Source organism: Bacteroides sp. LFL-34 (assembly GCF_027257075.1).
GTDB classification, from domain to species: Bacteria; Bacteroidota; Bacteroidia; order Bacteroidales; family Bacteroidaceae; genus Bacteroides; species Bacteroides ovatus.
Genome location: NZ_JAPQKZ010000057.1, coordinates 1 through 16,368, shown reverse-complemented (window position 1 = coordinate 16,368; position 16,368 = coordinate 1). Strand labels below are relative to the sequence as shown.

General features: G+C 40.1%; 7 protein-coding genes and 1 pseudogene. 2 read left to right on the top strand and 6 right to left on the bottom strand.

Annotated features, from left to right (window positions below):
* Positions 1 to 78: 78 nt before the first annotated feature.
* The 5 genes from N5O98_RS23695 to N5O98_RS23675 form a co-directional block, all read right to left on the bottom strand.
* Positions 79 to 1,905, bottom strand: a complete 1,827-nt coding sequence (locus N5O98_RS23695) for an endonuclease/exonuclease/phosphatase family protein (protein WP_032850980.1) — start codon at positions 1,903 to 1,905, stop codon at positions 79 to 81.
* A gap of 171 nt (positions 1,906 to 2,076) precedes the next feature.
* The gene (locus tag N5O98_RS23690) at positions 2,077 to 3,060 is read right to left on the bottom strand and encodes a glycosyl hydrolase family 18 protein (RefSeq protein ID WP_004307900.1); all 984 of its coding nucleotides are present in this window, start codon (positions 3,058 to 3,060) and stop codon (positions 2,077 to 2,079) included.
* A 60-nt stretch (positions 3,061 to 3,120) separates the two neighbouring features.
* The gene (locus N5O98_RS23685; protein WP_004296466.1) at positions 3,121 to 4,794 is read right to left on the bottom strand and encodes a BACON domain-containing protein; all 1,674 of its coding nucleotides are present in this window, start codon (positions 4,792 to 4,794) and stop codon (positions 3,121 to 3,123) included.
* Positions 4,795 to 4,817: 23 nt separating this feature from the next.
* Complete coding sequence (locus N5O98_RS23680; protein WP_032855775.1) at positions 4,818 to 6,452, bottom strand: RagB/SusD family nutrient uptake outer membrane protein; 1,635 nt, start codon at positions 6,450 to 6,452, stop codon at positions 4,818 to 4,820.
* 20 nt (positions 6,453 to 6,472) lie between these two features.
* Entirely contained in the window at positions 6,473 to 9,433 is a 2,961-nt protein-coding gene (locus N5O98_RS23675) for a SusC/RagA family TonB-linked outer membrane protein (RefSeq protein ID WP_118161526.1), read from the bottom strand.
* A 370-nt stretch (positions 9,434 to 9,803) separates the two neighbouring features.
* Between N5O98_RS23675 and N5O98_RS23670 the strand changes: the two genes are divergently transcribed.
* Positions 9,804 to 13,751: a hybrid sensor histidine kinase/response regulator transcription factor gene (locus N5O98_RS23670; RefSeq protein WP_118161525.1), complete on the top strand. Its 3,948-nt coding sequence runs from the start codon at positions 9,804 to 9,806 to the stop codon at positions 13,749 to 13,751.
* 187 nt (positions 13,752 to 13,938) lie between these two features.
* On the top strand, positions 13,939 to 14,646 hold the full coding sequence (locus N5O98_RS23665; RefSeq protein WP_004307894.1) for a hypothetical protein: 708 nt from the start codon (positions 13,939 to 13,941) through the stop codon (positions 14,644 to 14,646).
* A gap of 250 nt (positions 14,647 to 14,896) precedes the next feature.
* Here the strand turns inward: N5O98_RS23665 and ahpF are convergent.
* Positions 14,897 to 16,249 (bottom strand): annotated as a pseudogene (gene ahpF / locus N5O98_RS23660) (alkyl hydroperoxide reductase subunit F); the annotation flags it as partial.
* Positions 16,250 to 16,368: the final 119 nt, after the last annotated feature.

The window sequence follows — 16,368 nt, the reverse complement described above, 5'->3', positions numbered from 1 at the left end:
CTTTATGAAATAACTAATTCATGGAGGTGTGTCTAGAAGTCTGGCGCACCTCCATGAATTATAAAGTTATTAGAGACTTTAGACTGTTATATCCAGTAAAACCTCTCCCCTTACATTCAGCACCTTAATCCTCAATTCATCGTTCTTCTTTTCCAGAATCATCACCGTAGCACTGTCCATCTTATATCCTCCACCAATAATAACTGGATAATTATTACCCAGTTCCCCTTTCGGATGGTAAGCGTATTTATGGGTATGTGCATTCAGACTGACATTAAAAGGTGCTTTTTCCAATAATTTAGTCCACAGATCTGCACAGAGATTCTTTTCATAATTACCGTAAAGCGGAATATGATGAATAAGGACACGTTTCTTTGCTTTCTTGAATTCTTTGGCAGACAGTTCTTTTTTCAGAAAATCAACCTGTTCATTACGCAATTGAGTAAAATCGTTCAAGCCATAATATACCCAATGGTCGTCCGGTTTATCTTCTCCACAATCCAACATGACGATACGGGTATCTCCCCAGTTAAAAGAGGCATAAGTTTTATCTCCCACATAATCAAAATGGTCACGCAAACCGATAGAATAGGCATTGCGGATTTCATGGTTGCCACGCATAAAGAAAGTCGGTATGCGATCGCCACACACTCCTTCGGTCAGTTCACTGATAAATGTGGTTGCCTGCTCGTGATCCACAGGATCATCCACACAGTCACCATTGAAAACAACAAAATCATACTTAACATCCTGTATTTGTTTACATAGAGTACGGAAAGTATTGGTATGTTGATGCAAATCATTAAAAACAATAGCGGTAAAAGACTCTGTATCAGCAACAGGAAGAGTAAATTCACTGAAGGTCGATTGTGCTGTATTTCCAAATACCTTTTTATATGCCTGATAAAGCAACATCTCTTGCGAACACACACGATAATAATATTTCTGTCCGGGCTGTAAGCCATCTATACGTATTTTATGCAGCTTGTTATTGCAGACCACCTGACCGTCAACAATCATACGCGCACGTTCCAGCCGGGTAGTATCTGTGCCATATTCCACCCAGCAATAAGAAGGAACGGTTGTTTCCCACATCACAGTAATGCCATTACCCACAGGATTCTGCAAATAAGGTTTAGTACGGAATATCTTGTCTGCCTTTTCAGCGGTACGCAATTCCACAAGTATGGGACGATGGTCGGAAGCCATTAGCTCATTAACTACTTTCGCAGATATGACAGCAAATCCGGTAGCGTTTTGCTTTGACACGGCAATATAATCAATGGCCTCTTTTGGATCGGGAGCAGGATAAGTATGCTTTTCCGGATTGGAGAGTATTTGAAAATCCTTTTGCAATTCTTTGATGAAATCGGATTCAGGTTCAGCATTCATATCTCCGGCTAGAAAAAGAGGCTTTTTATAGGAAGCAATCAATGACTTCACTATTTCCAGGGACTTCATGCGATCTCCTTCCGTTAATGACAGATGAGTACAACAATAAATATAATCCTCAAATTCTGCCAGAATCAAGGTGCGGGCCTCTTCTCTACCAGGTAAAGGGATAGTTTGTAAACGTAGCGGAACTTGCTTTGTCAACAGTCCGATTCCATATTTACCTCCTTCAAACTCTATAGCAGGTGCAAAACAGGCATGCATCTGTGTACGTTCAGCTATTTCACCCAGCACATATTTCTGCCCGCTCCGACGGGTCATACTGTCTACCTCTTGTATAGCCACAACATCAGGAGAAGCATTATTTATCACATTGGCTACCCGTTGAAAACTGCAAATATCATCCATGCCGTTCGCATTTTTAATATTATAAGTCATCAGTCTCAATGTATGTTGAGCCTGTACCGGAAAAATAAATAGAATGACGGAAATGAGTAAAAAGATCTTTTTCATGTTCTTCATTTTTGGGGGTTATGTTAAGTCCCCCAAAGGTAAGAAAAAAATAAAAAGCCACAAAGATACGGATTCATACCTTTGCGGCCTCTTATTGTTAAGAATAACTTTTCTCTAAATGGGGGGATGAGAATAAAGCTATATTATTTACAAGGTCGATTTATTATCTTATTATTTCTTTTGCCACTTTGCGGCAGTATCCCACATTTGCGGATCTACGCTATTAAAGTGCCAAAAACCGATTTGAGAGATTCCCAGTTCATCAGCTAGTTCAAGTAGCGCTTCCGTACTTCTGGCATCACTTGCATAAAACAGATGCCGATTACCATCAGTACCATCATACAGATACATGTTTACCTTTTCATAACATAACCAGGTAGGAGAAGGCAAAATTCCATTTATACTGTCAGGCACAGATTGGTAAATCTGCCTTCCTTTGATGCCGCCAGTTACAGCATAATCATTTGCATAAGCAGGCAACGCCATCACTAATTTATCATTTGGAATATGTTTCATCCAGAAAAGCATCGCCTCTCTAGTCCATAGATAATTAGACGTAGGTCCAATGCCCATACAATCATCCCTATGTTTGAGCTCGGGCTTATCTATCCCAGGTGCAAAATACATATCGTAACACATCACTCTAACTAAGTCGCAAGTAGTATTCAAAACTGCCGGATCGTGAAACATCTTAGTTTCGTTATCCTGATACAAAGCCGGATAAAAACTAACGCAATGGCTTAATTTCTTTCCAACAGCATGGAGTTCTTTTGAAGCCAGTTTCAGGAATTCGGTATATGCATCCTGAATATCAGGGTTCAAATGTTCGAGATCAAGATCTATTCCATCATATCCGTTTGCATTGCAATCACTTACATACTTCTCAACAAGCGCCTTTCTTTTCTGTGGCGTATCAATCGTTTCTTCATTCCCACCTACAGCCTGATATACTTCGATATGATTCTGATGACATTCATCGATAAATGATTTCGGAGGATTCCCGAAAACGCTAATGGAACTAATAATCTCTTTCACTGGCTCTATATCCTTAAAAGAGCTTCCATCTATATAGACATACCAAGGAGCTACTTTCTTCTCCTGGGTGGTGGAAGAGAATGTTTCCTGCTTGCAGGAAACACTCGTCATTACCAACATTACACAGCATATAGCTGTTCCAATTATACTTAAATACCTCATTGAATGTAAAGTAAACTGTTATTCTTCATCATAATTATACTTCTTATATTCTATATAGTCATATTTGACTGTATATGTCTTTGCAGTAGGCTTATCTCCTTGCCAGCCACCTCCATCAGCAAAGGTCATCATTGAGAATCCAAATTTAAACTGTGCCGGAGTATACCAAGTAGTAAATGTTTTCGCCACTTCACCATCTATAATCCATGCCGCCCAATATGCACCATCTGCATTAAGTCTAAGGTCAATAGTCAAAGTGTGTTTACCCGGATCAATAGGTACACCGTAAACTCCCATAGCTTCCGTATAACAACGTACCAGCATCTGACCAGGAACAGGAGGAACCGTACAAGCCGCACGATCATTTTCAGTACCCGAGAAAACAAACATAGAGAATGACCTTTCTTCAGCATTAGTTGCAGCGATATTACCGCCTGCCAACCATTTTTCACCTACCCCTACCAAAGGAACATCTATTTCCCATGTATATTTTCCAGCTCCTATCTCCGGACCATAAACGAAGTTATTCCCGTTAGATAGATTCAAACTTCCATCCGCAATCGTTCCTCCATTGTTAGTCCATCCAACAGGAACAAAACCAGCTTCCTCAAAGTCCCACTTCACTGTTGTTCCCTCTGGTTCGGGAGGAAGTTGACCTTCGATAATCGGCTTCATTGAATAATCATAAGGAACATATTCAAGATAATCAAATAAGGCATAATTTTCTTGAGTTGCCGCATGATCGCCCATACCATAAAGATTCTCGACACTAGATATAGCACGGAAATAAGCCTCTTCACCATAATCTAATTGTGCCCTCTTTAAAACCTTACCATCAACCGACCACTCCGCCAGATATTTCTTATTTTCTAACTTCAAATCCAATACAAACGTATGCCAAGCATCCCCCTTAATAGGCGTGAATTCAGAGAAAAAAGGATTAGCCTGACTAGTCACAAGGCACAGCATATCATCTGGTCCGGCACTATGTGCTGCACGGTCTGCAGCTGTACCGGAACAAATTTCAAAATCCAATTCATGCCCATCGTCAAAATATAAAAATGCTCCAATACTAGCCCGGTCATTCATTCCGAATTTAGGGACATATATCCTCCATTCATAACGACCTGATCCGAATTGCGTTGTTGTCTGCACCTTGAAACGGTCCCCATTAGTACCTTCATACTCTTCACCTGCCCGGGTATAGATTCTTAACGCTTTTCCATCTTCACATTCGTCATTATCTACGATAGTGATCGGATTGATCCCTGCCACAAGCCCCGTCTTTTGCAATCCAGTAAAGTCACCGTAATTATAAATGGTTCCTTTATAGCCATCCTGAATAACTGTGATGGTTCGAAGTTCAGCACCTTTCGCCGCTATGGTCAAGGTTGCACTGCGTTTTGGGCCGTTATTCTTATCAGCAGCAATTGTTAGCGTACCATTACCAGTTCCTTCCAAAGGAGAAACTGTAAGCCAATTACCACCTGCCTGATCCACTGCTACTTCCCAAGCTGCTTCTGACGTAATATCTACAGTCTGAACTTCAGTAGAGGAGACTCCGAATGTCAAAGCATTTGTGGAGATTCCGCATGCAACAATCTCTGTTTTCTCTTTGAAGCTATCGCCGCATGATACTAAAGAGGCATTACATAATACACCTATTGCTAAATATAAATATCTTAGTTTCATAATGATTGTTTTTATTGTTTCACTCAGTTCTTCAAATTCGGATTAATAGACGAATCTACAAAAGGACGGGGAAGATACATCTTACTGTCATTCCACGTACCAGATACGGAAACAGCTTCTTTCCTGAAGACTCCAGGAGCCACTTCAATCTCCGGATTTAATTTTCTGTATTCAAAATGATCTTTAATGCGATTCATGCGAAACATATCCCTTGCTCTAGTGGCAATATTTCCCCAATAATATCCGGCTATTTCCCAGCCATGTTCATTATAGGCAGCTTCTGCCAGATCATCATACGACATGGTTGTCTTATAGATATCCCGGTCTGCAACAACAGATCCATTGGCACGATTACGTACCTCATTCAATAAGTTGACAGCTTCCGTGATACTACCTGTTTTTGAACGACCTACGGCTTCGGCATACCAGCAATATACTTCTGCCAAGCGAATAATCTGATGCGTCTTTTCTCCATTCTGATTCATCGAAATTTTCGGATTCGTATAGTCGAATTCTTCTCCAGTGGTCGTTTCTACTTTCTTCATGAAACAGGGAGCAACAACCACACGCGGCGCTTCCGGATTAGGATCTTCCCACCAATCACGTAACTGTGTTTCATTCTTCAATATAATTTTCGGAAAATAAGACGCATCTTTGCGTGAGCCTTTCGGGAAATCATACCAGAATTTAATTTCTCCGTTCGTATCTCCCCATCCACCGCCACCATAAGCATAGTCTGCCAGGAAATCGGCTAAAGGAGCATTGGTAAGTGCATCTATTCCCAAATTATAGTAAACACCAAGCAACACTTCAGGATTATTCTTATTATACTCCATCGAATATACTTGCTTGTAATCAGGTAATAGCTTGTAGTAGTAAGTACCTTTCTTCGCAGCATCGATTACTTCTTTTGCCTTTGCAGCGGCCAGTTGATAATATTCTGTTCCTTTGTTCAACGGCCATCCCGCCATTGCCATATACACATAAGCCAATGTTGCTTTTACAGCTCCTTGACTAACAGCAATGTTTACCCCATTCCTTGCATAGGGATCTTTAGTATAATTGGCAGGGACCATTGTTTCTGCCTTTTTCAGGTCAGACACAATCAGTTCATAAATTTCAGGAACGGTTGCCAATGGCATGTTGTAATTGATTTCATCTTTCACAACCATAGGTACCTCTCCCCAAGCCATTACAAAGTAAAAATAAGAATAGGCGCGCCAATAATAAGCTTGTCCAATGGCCGCATCTTTCTCTTCCTGGCTCACCTCCGGAGTTCGTCCGGCATTATCTATAATGAAATTAGCAGCTTTCACCAATCTCCAACGAGCTCCCCACAATTCAGTCACCCAAGTGTTATTGTCCGAAACATTATAAGTATCTACCTCACGCAACCCCTGTTTATTAGCTGCAGGGTGTGTAGAAATATCATCACCCATCACTGATTCGAAACCTGCCCAGATATTTGCATACATATCACTTGCAACTTTGGAATACATTCCATTCAGAGCCAAGTCCAGATCAGCTTTTGAATTGAAGAAATTAGTTACCGCCAACTGCCCTTTAGGATCTTCTGTCAGTAAATCCTGGCAAGACACCATCCAAAGTGCTATCAATGCTAGTCCGACAGATTTGAATATTCTATATATTGTTTTCATATCCATGTATAGTTAAAAGATTAAAAGTTAAGTTTCATACCAAAAGTGAAAGTTCTTGGAACAGGATAAGAGCCCATATCTACGCCATTAAAGCCGTAATCGGATTCACTGTACACTTCTGGGTCCATACCTGTGTATTTCGTTAATGTAAACAGGTTTTGAGCACTGACCGACAATTGAATATCGGCTACTTTCGTTATCTTCTTAGGAATATTATACGTAAGGCTTATATTTTTCAGTTTCACAAATGATGCATCTTCAAGCCAGAAATCGGAATCAGGATAGTTTCTATTATCCGAATTTTTATGACTTGCATACACAGCATCTGCTTTATTGGCCACTTTATCCCAACTTTTGTAATAAGCATCAGATAAAGAGATGAAACGATATACACCTGTCATAGACCCCATCGCATAGCGGCTTACATTCAGTCTATCTTGTCCTAATGCAGCATTGATGAAGAGATTGAGCGTCCAGTTTTTCCAAGTGAATGTATTATTCCATCCGAAAGTCCAATTAGGCTCGGCCTGCCCTTTAGTAACCAGATCGTCAGCACCCGGATTGGTTGTCAAACTTCCATTAGATTGATGTTTATACAAGTTGGCGCCCTGGTCATTAAAGTTTGCCCATTCATAAAGATAGAAAGAACCAATCGGATACCCTACTTTTTTAATTTGAATGGGACCACCGCCAATACTTGTATAATTCTCCCCAACGATAAAATCACTACCTGCCAGATCGATTATCTTATTCTTTAAATAAGATGCATTCAGCGATGTTTCCCAACCAAATATATCTTTGTCTGTCAAAGGAGTAGCTGTGATGGTGAATTCAACACCAGAGTTTCTAACCTCACCTTGGTTGACCCAGAAAGAGCCACCTCCGTTATACTGAGGAGCAGGTTTGCGAAGCAACAAGTCCTTAGTATCCTTCCGGAACCATTCGGCTGTAAAACTCAAGCGACCGTCTAAAACACTGGCATCCAAACCTATGTTATACTGATAGGTGCTTTCCCAAGTTACATCTGGCGTAGCGAGATTTCCAGTCCAATAACCGGTATGGATTGCATCGCTACCATAACCGTCATAATTCGTAGGAGCCAACATACCTAATGTTGTGTAAGCGCCGATACTTTGATTACCAACAACACCAAAACTGGCCCTTAGTTTCAATTGCTGGACAATGTTTTGTTTGCTCATAAAGTTTTCTTTAGCAACATCCCAAGCAACAGCTGCTGACGGAAAATATCCCCATTTATTCTTCTTCTGAAACTTAGATGAACCGTCGGCACGGAAAGTACCTGTCAGCATATACTTCCCTTTGTAATTGTACATAATTCGACCAAGCCCGGACACAATAGCTTCTGCGGAATAGCCATTTTCTCCATCGCGTGTCTTTGCATTTTTTGCATTCCAATAACCAACAAATTCATTGGCTAAATCACTACCGGTTAGCTTTAGATTTCGACCTTCGGCACCACTTGCCTCAAATACAGCGGTTGCAGTCAAATGATGATCGCCGAAACTTGTGTTATAAGTCACATTATTGGTATTCTGCCAGAATAGATTCATCCTGCTCGCATTTTCCATACCACTAATTTGACCGGGTTTTGCTAACGACGAGGTGAAAGAGTAACTCGGAACATGAGAGTAATTAGCAGCACCCTGTACAGACAATGTCAACCCTTTCATTATTTTGAAAGTCAAATCCATATTAGTATTCAAAGCATACACGTATGAATCGCCATAATTTGCCACACGGGCACCATAAGGGTTTCCGTTTACTGAATTATAAGGGTCCATATTATAAACGCCCGTCACCGGATCTTTCATTTCCATTGTAGGGGAATAGTTCAGGAAGTTCATAATGTCAATACCCCCGTTATGATTGTGAGTACGTGAAGCATTAATTTTGGTAGAAAGTGTCAACCACTTGGTGAGTTCATTATCCAAATTTATCCGCAACTGTGCACGTTGATACTTGGTCGTGATGGTCATGGCTGTCATATTCAATACATTGGCTGAAATAAGATACTTATTTTTAGCCGTTCCACCCGAAATACCTAATTTATAGTCTTGACTAATACCGGTCTGCAACATCAAATTCTGCCAGTCAATGCCCTTGGAGCCATTCTTATAGGCTTCCATCTCATCATCTGCAAATGAGATACCATTATACTCCTTCAATGCAGTCGCATATTCATAAGCATTCAGTAAGTCATATTTTTTAAGGATGTTCGATACGCCTATAGCCACATCTGCATAAATCTGCACTTTACCTTCCACCCCTTTTTTAGTAGTCACCAACACCACACCATTAGCACCGCGTGAGCCATAAATAGCTGTTGCCGAAGCATCTTTCAGAACTTCAATAGATTGAATGTCAGCTGGATTTACATCCAGTCCACCAGACATAATACCATCGATGACATACAGGGGGTCATTGCTGGTATTAAGAGAAGTGGTACCACGAACACGAACTTTAACTGTACCACCAGGTAAACCATTTACGCTCGTCACTGCCACACCTGCAGTACGTCCTTGCAGAATATCTTCCACCCGCTTTACCGGCTGATCCTTAAATTGTTTGGAAGAAACAGAAGCCACAGCACCGGTTATATCTGATTTTTTCACTACACCATATCCGATGACCACTACCTCACTCAATTGGTTCTGATCCTCCTGCATTGTAATCTTCAAACTGGTATTCGTTCCCAGTTTAACCTCTTTAGTCACGTATCCGATATAAGAAAACAATAGTGTAGACCCAACAGGAGCACTAATCGAGAATTTTCCGGAAAGATCCGTTACGGTACCTGTTTGTGCGTCTTTAAGGGTTACGTTGACACCGATGACAGGTTCATTGCTGTCGGCATCCGTAACAGTACCCGAATACTGTTTTGCAACCTGTGCATAAGTAGATGTAACTGCTGCAAAAAGAAATAGTAGCAAGCAGCCAAGCGTTTTTCTTAGATTATCCATATACTTTTCATTTAGTTAGAATATAATGATATTAGATTTTTAGGAATTTTAGATACAAGTCAAGGCATTCAAAATTTTCCCAACATTACTCCGCCGCCTCTTCATTCTACAGTTTTAGGATGTATCCATAGTAAATAGTCTTTTTTTTAAGGTTTAATACGTTTCGTATTTAGTGTTAACTGTGCAAATATAGGCGCAAAGCATGGAAATAGAGATCAAATAACATCCATAATTAGTCCGCTACTGTTCAAAAGGAGTATTCTGAATATCCTTTCGAGCTATCTAATGAGCTTTGTGAACAAAAGAAGATGAAATCTATTGTACAGTTTCATAACTTCTTTTATATTTGCTCTATCAAAAGAACATAACTATGTCAAAAGCACACGTACTAAAGAGGTATTCTTTTCTAATCTGGATATTATTCTTTGTTCTTTCTACCAAGGCTGAACAACAAGACTACTACTTCAGACAAATTTCTTTGGAACAGGGATTGTCACAATCAAGAGTGCAGTGCATTTACAGAGATCATCAAGGAGTCATATGGATAGGTACCAAATGGGGATTAAATAGTTATGACCAATCTGAACTGAAAAGTTATTTTCATGACCGGGAGCAGCCCAACTCATTGCCCGACAATTTCATTCGTTTTATTACAGAGGATCGTTTAGGCGATTTATACGTTTCTACCAATAAAGGAATTGCCATCTACAATAAAGCAGAAAATCAGTTTCAGCCATTGAAATATAACGGGAAGCCATTTAACGCTTGGTCTTATCTTCAAATAGGTGACAATTTCCTGTTTGGAGGAGAAGAAACTTTATACCAATACAATCTGAGGGATAAAAGTATTACGACGATCTTCCCCGACATCGATGGAGACAAGTTAAAATGTATCAACCGCATCTTTCAGTGGAGTCCCGATGTGCTGATAACCAGCAGTAAAAAAGACGGGCTTTGGATGTACGACTTGATAAAAAAGAAAATGTATCGATGTCCATTTGTAAAAGAGCGTGAGATAAACACCATATTTGTTGACTCTCAAAACCGGCTTTGGGTATCATTCTATGGCAAAGGAATAGCCTGCTACTCGAAAGAGGGGAAAAGGCTTTTCAGTTTATCCACCAAAAACTCCGGGCTCAACAACGATATCATTTTTGATTTTCTTGAAAAAGACAACCAACTTTGGATAGCTACTGACGGAGGAGGTATCAACATACTTGACTTCCAGACTATGAAGTTCTCTTATCTTAAACATATTTCCGATGATGAACAATCCTTGCCGAATAACTCTATCTACCGGCTTTATAAAGATCAGATGGACAATATATGGATAGGCAGTATACACGGAGGATTATTCGCCATCAAAAAAGTGTTCATCAAAACCTATAAAGATGTTCCACTGAACAATCCCAATGGAGTTAGCGAACGTACCGTGGTTAGCATCTTTGAAGATAAGGATACATTGCTCTGGATTGGAACAGACGGAGGAGGTATCAACTCATTTGACCAAAAAACGAATACATTTCATCATTACCCTACTACATACGGGGAGAAAGTTACCTCTATCACAGATTTTTCTGAAAATGAGCTCTTATTATCATGTTTTAATAAAGGGGTATTTACCTTTAATAAGAGAACCGCACAGATGCAACCTTTTCCCATTATCAATGACTCTATTTCGAAAAGAGAATTTTCATCTGGTGATTTGGTAAATCTATATGCTACAAAAGATAATATTTACATATTAGGAGCAAAAGTCTATATCTACAACAAGCATACCCGGCAAACATCTATTCTCTACGCACCCCAAATAGACATTCAACGCCAAATAGCTATGCAGGCAATTTATTCCGACGATACGCATCTGTATCTAATGGGAACCAATAACCTGTTTAAACTAAACTTCAAAACCAACGAACTGTCTTCATTAGTCAATATGAAAGAGGGAGATGATTTCACATCGGCCTGCCGGGATGATAAAGGTAACTTTTGGATAGGAAGTAATTTCGGACTGCTCTTCTATAATAAACAGACTGGAAAAACAGAAAAAATACATACCAACTTGTTCAACAGTGTATCCAGCCTTGCCTATGATAAAAAAGGAAAAGTCTGGATAGGAGCACAGAACATGTTCTTTGCGTATATTATCAACGAAAAACGTTTTGTTATCCTGGACGAATCCGATGGAGTTCCTTCCAACGAATTGATATTTACCCCTATTCCTGCTCTTCGTACTCCCAATCTGTATATGGGAGGTACTATGGGACTGGTACGCATTAATACGGATATTATTTTCGAAAGCAATTCGTCTCCTATTCTCAAGCTACTTGAAGTAAAACTGAATGGTAAATCAACTCTGAAACAGGTTAATAATAACTGTATTTCGATTCCCTGGAATCATTCATCGTTCAACATTAAAGTGATTGCTGACGAAAAGAACTCCTTCCGAAAACACCTTTTCCGATATGTCATCACAGGAAAAGACAAAATGGTGATCGAGAGTTATCTCCAGACACTCGAATTGGGTACATTAGCATCAGGAGAATATACCATCAGCGTATCCTGCGACACCTCCAACGGTGAATGGAGCCAGCCGACAGAGATCTTAACTATTATAGTCTCACCTCCTTGGTGGAAATCTACCTGGTTTATTATACTATGCATTTTCTTTGCATTTCTAGTGGCAGGAGTGGTCTTCTTTAGTTTGATAAGAAAAAAAGAAAATCGGCTGAAACGTGAGATGCGGGAACATGAGAAGAAGATATATGAAGAGAAAATACGCTTCTTAATCAATATCAGCCATGAGCTACGTACCCCTTTGACACTCATCTATGCTTCCCTGAAACGAATTCTAAATAAAGAGGTGAAGCAAGACGAGCTACCGGAATATCTACAGGGAGCATTCAAACAGGCGAATCAGATGAAAGATATTATCAACATTGTGCTTGATGCACGCAAAATGGAGGTAGGACAGGAAGTGCTACACATCTCTTCGCATCCTTTACACAAGTGGATACAGGAAGTGGCAGAAACATTTCAAACTGCATCTAAAGCCAAAGAAATTGAAATTACATACGACTTTGACGACAGTATACAATCTATCGCGTATGATGACACTAAATGCAAAGTTGTTCTTTCCAATCTGATTATGAATGCTTTGAAATATAGTCCTAATCAGACTCGTATTGTTATAAAAACCATCCGTACAAATGAAAGTATACAAGTACACGTACAAGACCAGGGAATTGGATTGGATAATGTAGATATAAAGAAGCTCTTTACCCGTTTCTACCAAGGCAAACATAATGAGGGAGGAAGTGGTATCGGTTTATCTTATGCTAAAATGTTGATTGACCTGCATGGAGGCAGGATGGGGGCTTTCAATAATGAAGACAGAGGGGCCACATTCTTTTATGAAATACCGGCTAATCTACAAGAACAAGAAGTATCATGTCCTCAACATTCCTACCTCAACGAACTTTTAAGTTCTCCGGAGGAAGAAGAGAAAATAGAATCCGGAGCTTTCTCTCTACAAGGATATTCACTGTTGATTGTAGAAGATAAACAGGACTTAAGGGAATTCTTAAAAAATGCTCTTAAGGATAAATTCAAGAAGATCTATCAGGCAGAAAATGGATTAGTAGCGCTGGAAGTTATTAAGCAACAGCAACCGGACATTATAGTAAGTGATGTAATGATGCCACAAATGAATGGCTATCAGCTATGCAAGGAAATTAAAGAGAATCTGAATATTAGCCATATCCCTGTTATTCTACTTACCGCCAGAGCCGATTCTGAAAGCCAGATGTTAGGATACAAATTAGGAGCCGATGCCTATTTGCCCAAACCATTTGAAATGGAAATGCTCCTTAGCGTGATCCAGAACCAGATGAGAAATCGTGAATATATTAAATCCAGATACAGGGGCAATCAATTCATTCTGTCTCCGCAAGAGGCTACTTTCAGCAATGCGGATGAACAATTTATGATTAAATTGAATGAAATGATCGATCAGAATCTGTCTCAACCAGATCTGGACGTAAAATTCCTGACTGCTCAAATGGCTATGAGCCGGACATCCTTATATAATAAGATCAAGGAACTGACCGGCATGGGAGCAAACGATTATATCAATCGTAGAAGAATCGACAAAGCAATCATTCTTTTAACTCAGTCTGGCATGAGCATTACTGAAATATCAGAGCAGGTAGGTTTCACTTATCAACGATATTTCAGTACGTTATTTAAAGAAATGAAAGGAATGACTCCTTCTCAATTCAGAGCACAACATGGTTCCACCCAACAACAATCAGAGTAGATTCAGCACTTTAGTTTATCATTTATATAGAAATTATACTCCCCGGAACAGAGCGATTAGGATTTCCAGTGCAGATTTGGACGTTTCATGATTTGAAATGACTAAAATCTGATGAGTAGAATAAAGCATTCGACTACTTTTGCAGCAAGCAATTGATAGAAAACGAATACACTTAAATTCAATTATTATGAGAAACTACTATTTAACTCTGTTACTAATATGCATTTGCGGCCTTTGCTTTGCACAGCAACAGACCAATGACATCAGTACTAAAAATCCGCCAAACAAAGAATGGAATTTCAACAATCTGGATGGATGGAAATACGGACATCAGGATAACAACCCGGATAATCAATGCATATTAGAGAATGGTTACTTACGGATCTTTACCCGGGCTAACTCGGTGGATCGGAAAAAGGTTCATACTGTAGAACGGATTTATACAACAGGAAGATATACCTGGCGTACTCATATCCCGCAAATGGGAATAGGAGATCAATGTAGCGTGGGTTCGTGGATATACCATGACGACCAACATGAATTGGATTTTGAAGTCGGATATGGTAAAGACACAGTTCGCAAGGAGTTAAATGCAGCTCCCAACGAAATGATTGCTTATATGACATCGCAGGCATATCCTTTTTCTTCCGTTCCTGTAGTAATCAAGACCGGATGGCATCTGTTCGAAATTGATCTGACATTAAAAAACGGGAACTATTACATCACCTGGTTAATAGACAACGAACCTAAACATGAACTTCAACTGGAATTTGGGAAAGACATTGCATTCCATATTTTTTGCAGTGTAGAGAATCTTAAATTTATTGGAGAACAACCGGCACAGCAGGAAAATTCCGGATTGTTTGATTTCGTCAGATATACATATCATGACTAAATAAATGAACTTAGTACACATTTCTTAAAATCCCCCCAATTACATACCATGAGAACAACGTTCATTTCACTTTCTCGGATATTCATGAACATTTGTCTCAATGCGCAGGATAGAGCAGTTGATGAAGGTCATGCTCTCTAAATATAAAATAGCCCTCGCTACAAATCTGTAACGGGGGTATTTTTTAGAGGAGTCATTTCTCCTCTTGCTAATGTTTTGTTTATGTGCTTTTTATATCTGAATACATCAATCAGATAATCCCTCTCACTCTATCGTCAAATGCAGAAAGCGCAGCTTTCGCTCCTTCGCCCATAGAGATAATAATTTGCTTATAAGGAACCGTAGAAACATCTCCGGCTGCATAGATACCCGTCACATTCGTACGGCAATGTGCATCAATCATGATTTCGCCCAGACGGTTGGTTTCCACTATGTCGCGGAATACACTGCTATTCGCAGAAAGCCCAATTTGTACAAATACACCATCCAACTCAACCAAACGTTCTTCTTCCGTTTTGCGATCTTTGATGCGCAGGGCAGTCAGTTTATCACCATTTCCTATCACTTCCGTAGTCTGTGAACTTGCAAACACTTCCACATTCGGCAATGATTTAAGTCGCTCTTGAAGTACACTGTCCGCTTTCAACTCATCCATAAATTCAAAAACAGTGACTTTGGAGCAGATACCGGCCAAGTCAATGGCTGCCTCAATGCCGGAATTTCCACCACCTACTACCGCTACATGCTTTCCTTTATAAAACGGCCCATCACAATGAGGACAGAAAGCGACACCACGACCGATATACTCCGCTTCTCCCGGAACATTCAGTTTACGCCAGCTTGCACCAGTTGCAATAATCAGTGCCGGAGCCAGGAATTTCTCCCCAACAGAGGTAGTGATCTGCTTTTGTTTTCCAACCACTTCTACTTTTTCTACTTTACGATGCTCCAGCAAATCCACCGGATAACGCAACAAGTGAGTTTTCAGATTATCGGCAAGTTCATTTCCTGTCGTTTCCGGAACAGAAATTAGATTTTCAATACCCACCGTTTCTTTTACCTGTCCGCCAACACGCTCGGCCACGATAGCTACACGGAGTCCTTTACGGGCAGAATAAATAGCTGCTGATACTCCTGCAGGTCCTCCACCGACTACAATCACATCATATTCTTTCACCTCTGCATTCGCTTTGGTTTCGTCAATACCATATTGATCTTCCAACTTGGCAAGCAATTCGCCAAATTCACCACGGCCTACATGAAGCAATTTTCCATCTGCAAAGACAGAGGGTACTCCTTGTATCTTCAGTGCATCTACTTCATCCTGATAAAGCGCACCGTCTACCATTTCATGCGTAATAGCCGGATTCAAAGTAGTCATTGCATTCAGAGCCTGCACTACGTCAGGGCAGTTCGTACAAGTCAACGAAACATAAGTGGTCAGATGTATCGGGCCTTTCAGTGCTTTCACACGGTTGCAAACGGCCTCATCGGGAAAGTTCTTTCCTTTGCCGTCCAGATTCAGGATAGCCAAAAGCAATGATGTGAACTCATGTCCGTTAGGAATACCCCGGAATGTGATTCCGGTACGATCACTATTCTTTCTTGAGTTCAACTTATAAATGCAACTTTTTGGGTGCGGATAATAAGCAATAAAAACATTTATTTTTCAGAGAGGAAAGAGAGACAATGTCCCCCTTTCTCTCACTCTGAATGGATAAA

Excerpts from the sequence above, each read along its gene's own strand:
- N5O98_RS23690 (WP_004307900.1), bottom strand. The coding sequence starts at position 3,060 with ATGTTGGTAATGACGAGTGTTTCCTGCAAGCAGGAAACATTCTCTTCC.
- N5O98_RS23680 (WP_032855775.1), bottom strand. The coding sequence starts at position 6,452 with ATGAAAACAATATATAGAATATTCAAATCTGTCGGACTAGCATTGATA.
- N5O98_RS23685 (WP_004296466.1), bottom strand. The coding sequence starts at position 4,794 with ATGAAACTAAGATATTTATATTTAGCAATAGGTGTATTATGTAATGCC.
- N5O98_RS23670 (WP_118161525.1), top strand. The coding sequence starts at position 9,804 with ATGTCAAAAGCACACGTACTAAAGAGGTATTCTTTTCTAATCTGGATA.
- N5O98_RS23695 (WP_032850980.1), bottom strand. The coding sequence starts at position 1,905 with ATGAAAAAGATCTTTTTACTCATTTCCGTCATTCTATTTATTTTTCCG.
- N5O98_RS23675 (WP_118161526.1), bottom strand. The coding sequence starts at position 9,433 with ATGGATAATCTAAGAAAAACGCTTGGCTGCTTGCTACTATTTCTTTTT.
- N5O98_RS23665 (WP_004307894.1), top strand. The coding sequence starts at position 13,939 with ATGAGAAACTACTATTTAACTCTGTTACTAATATGCATTTGCGGCCTT.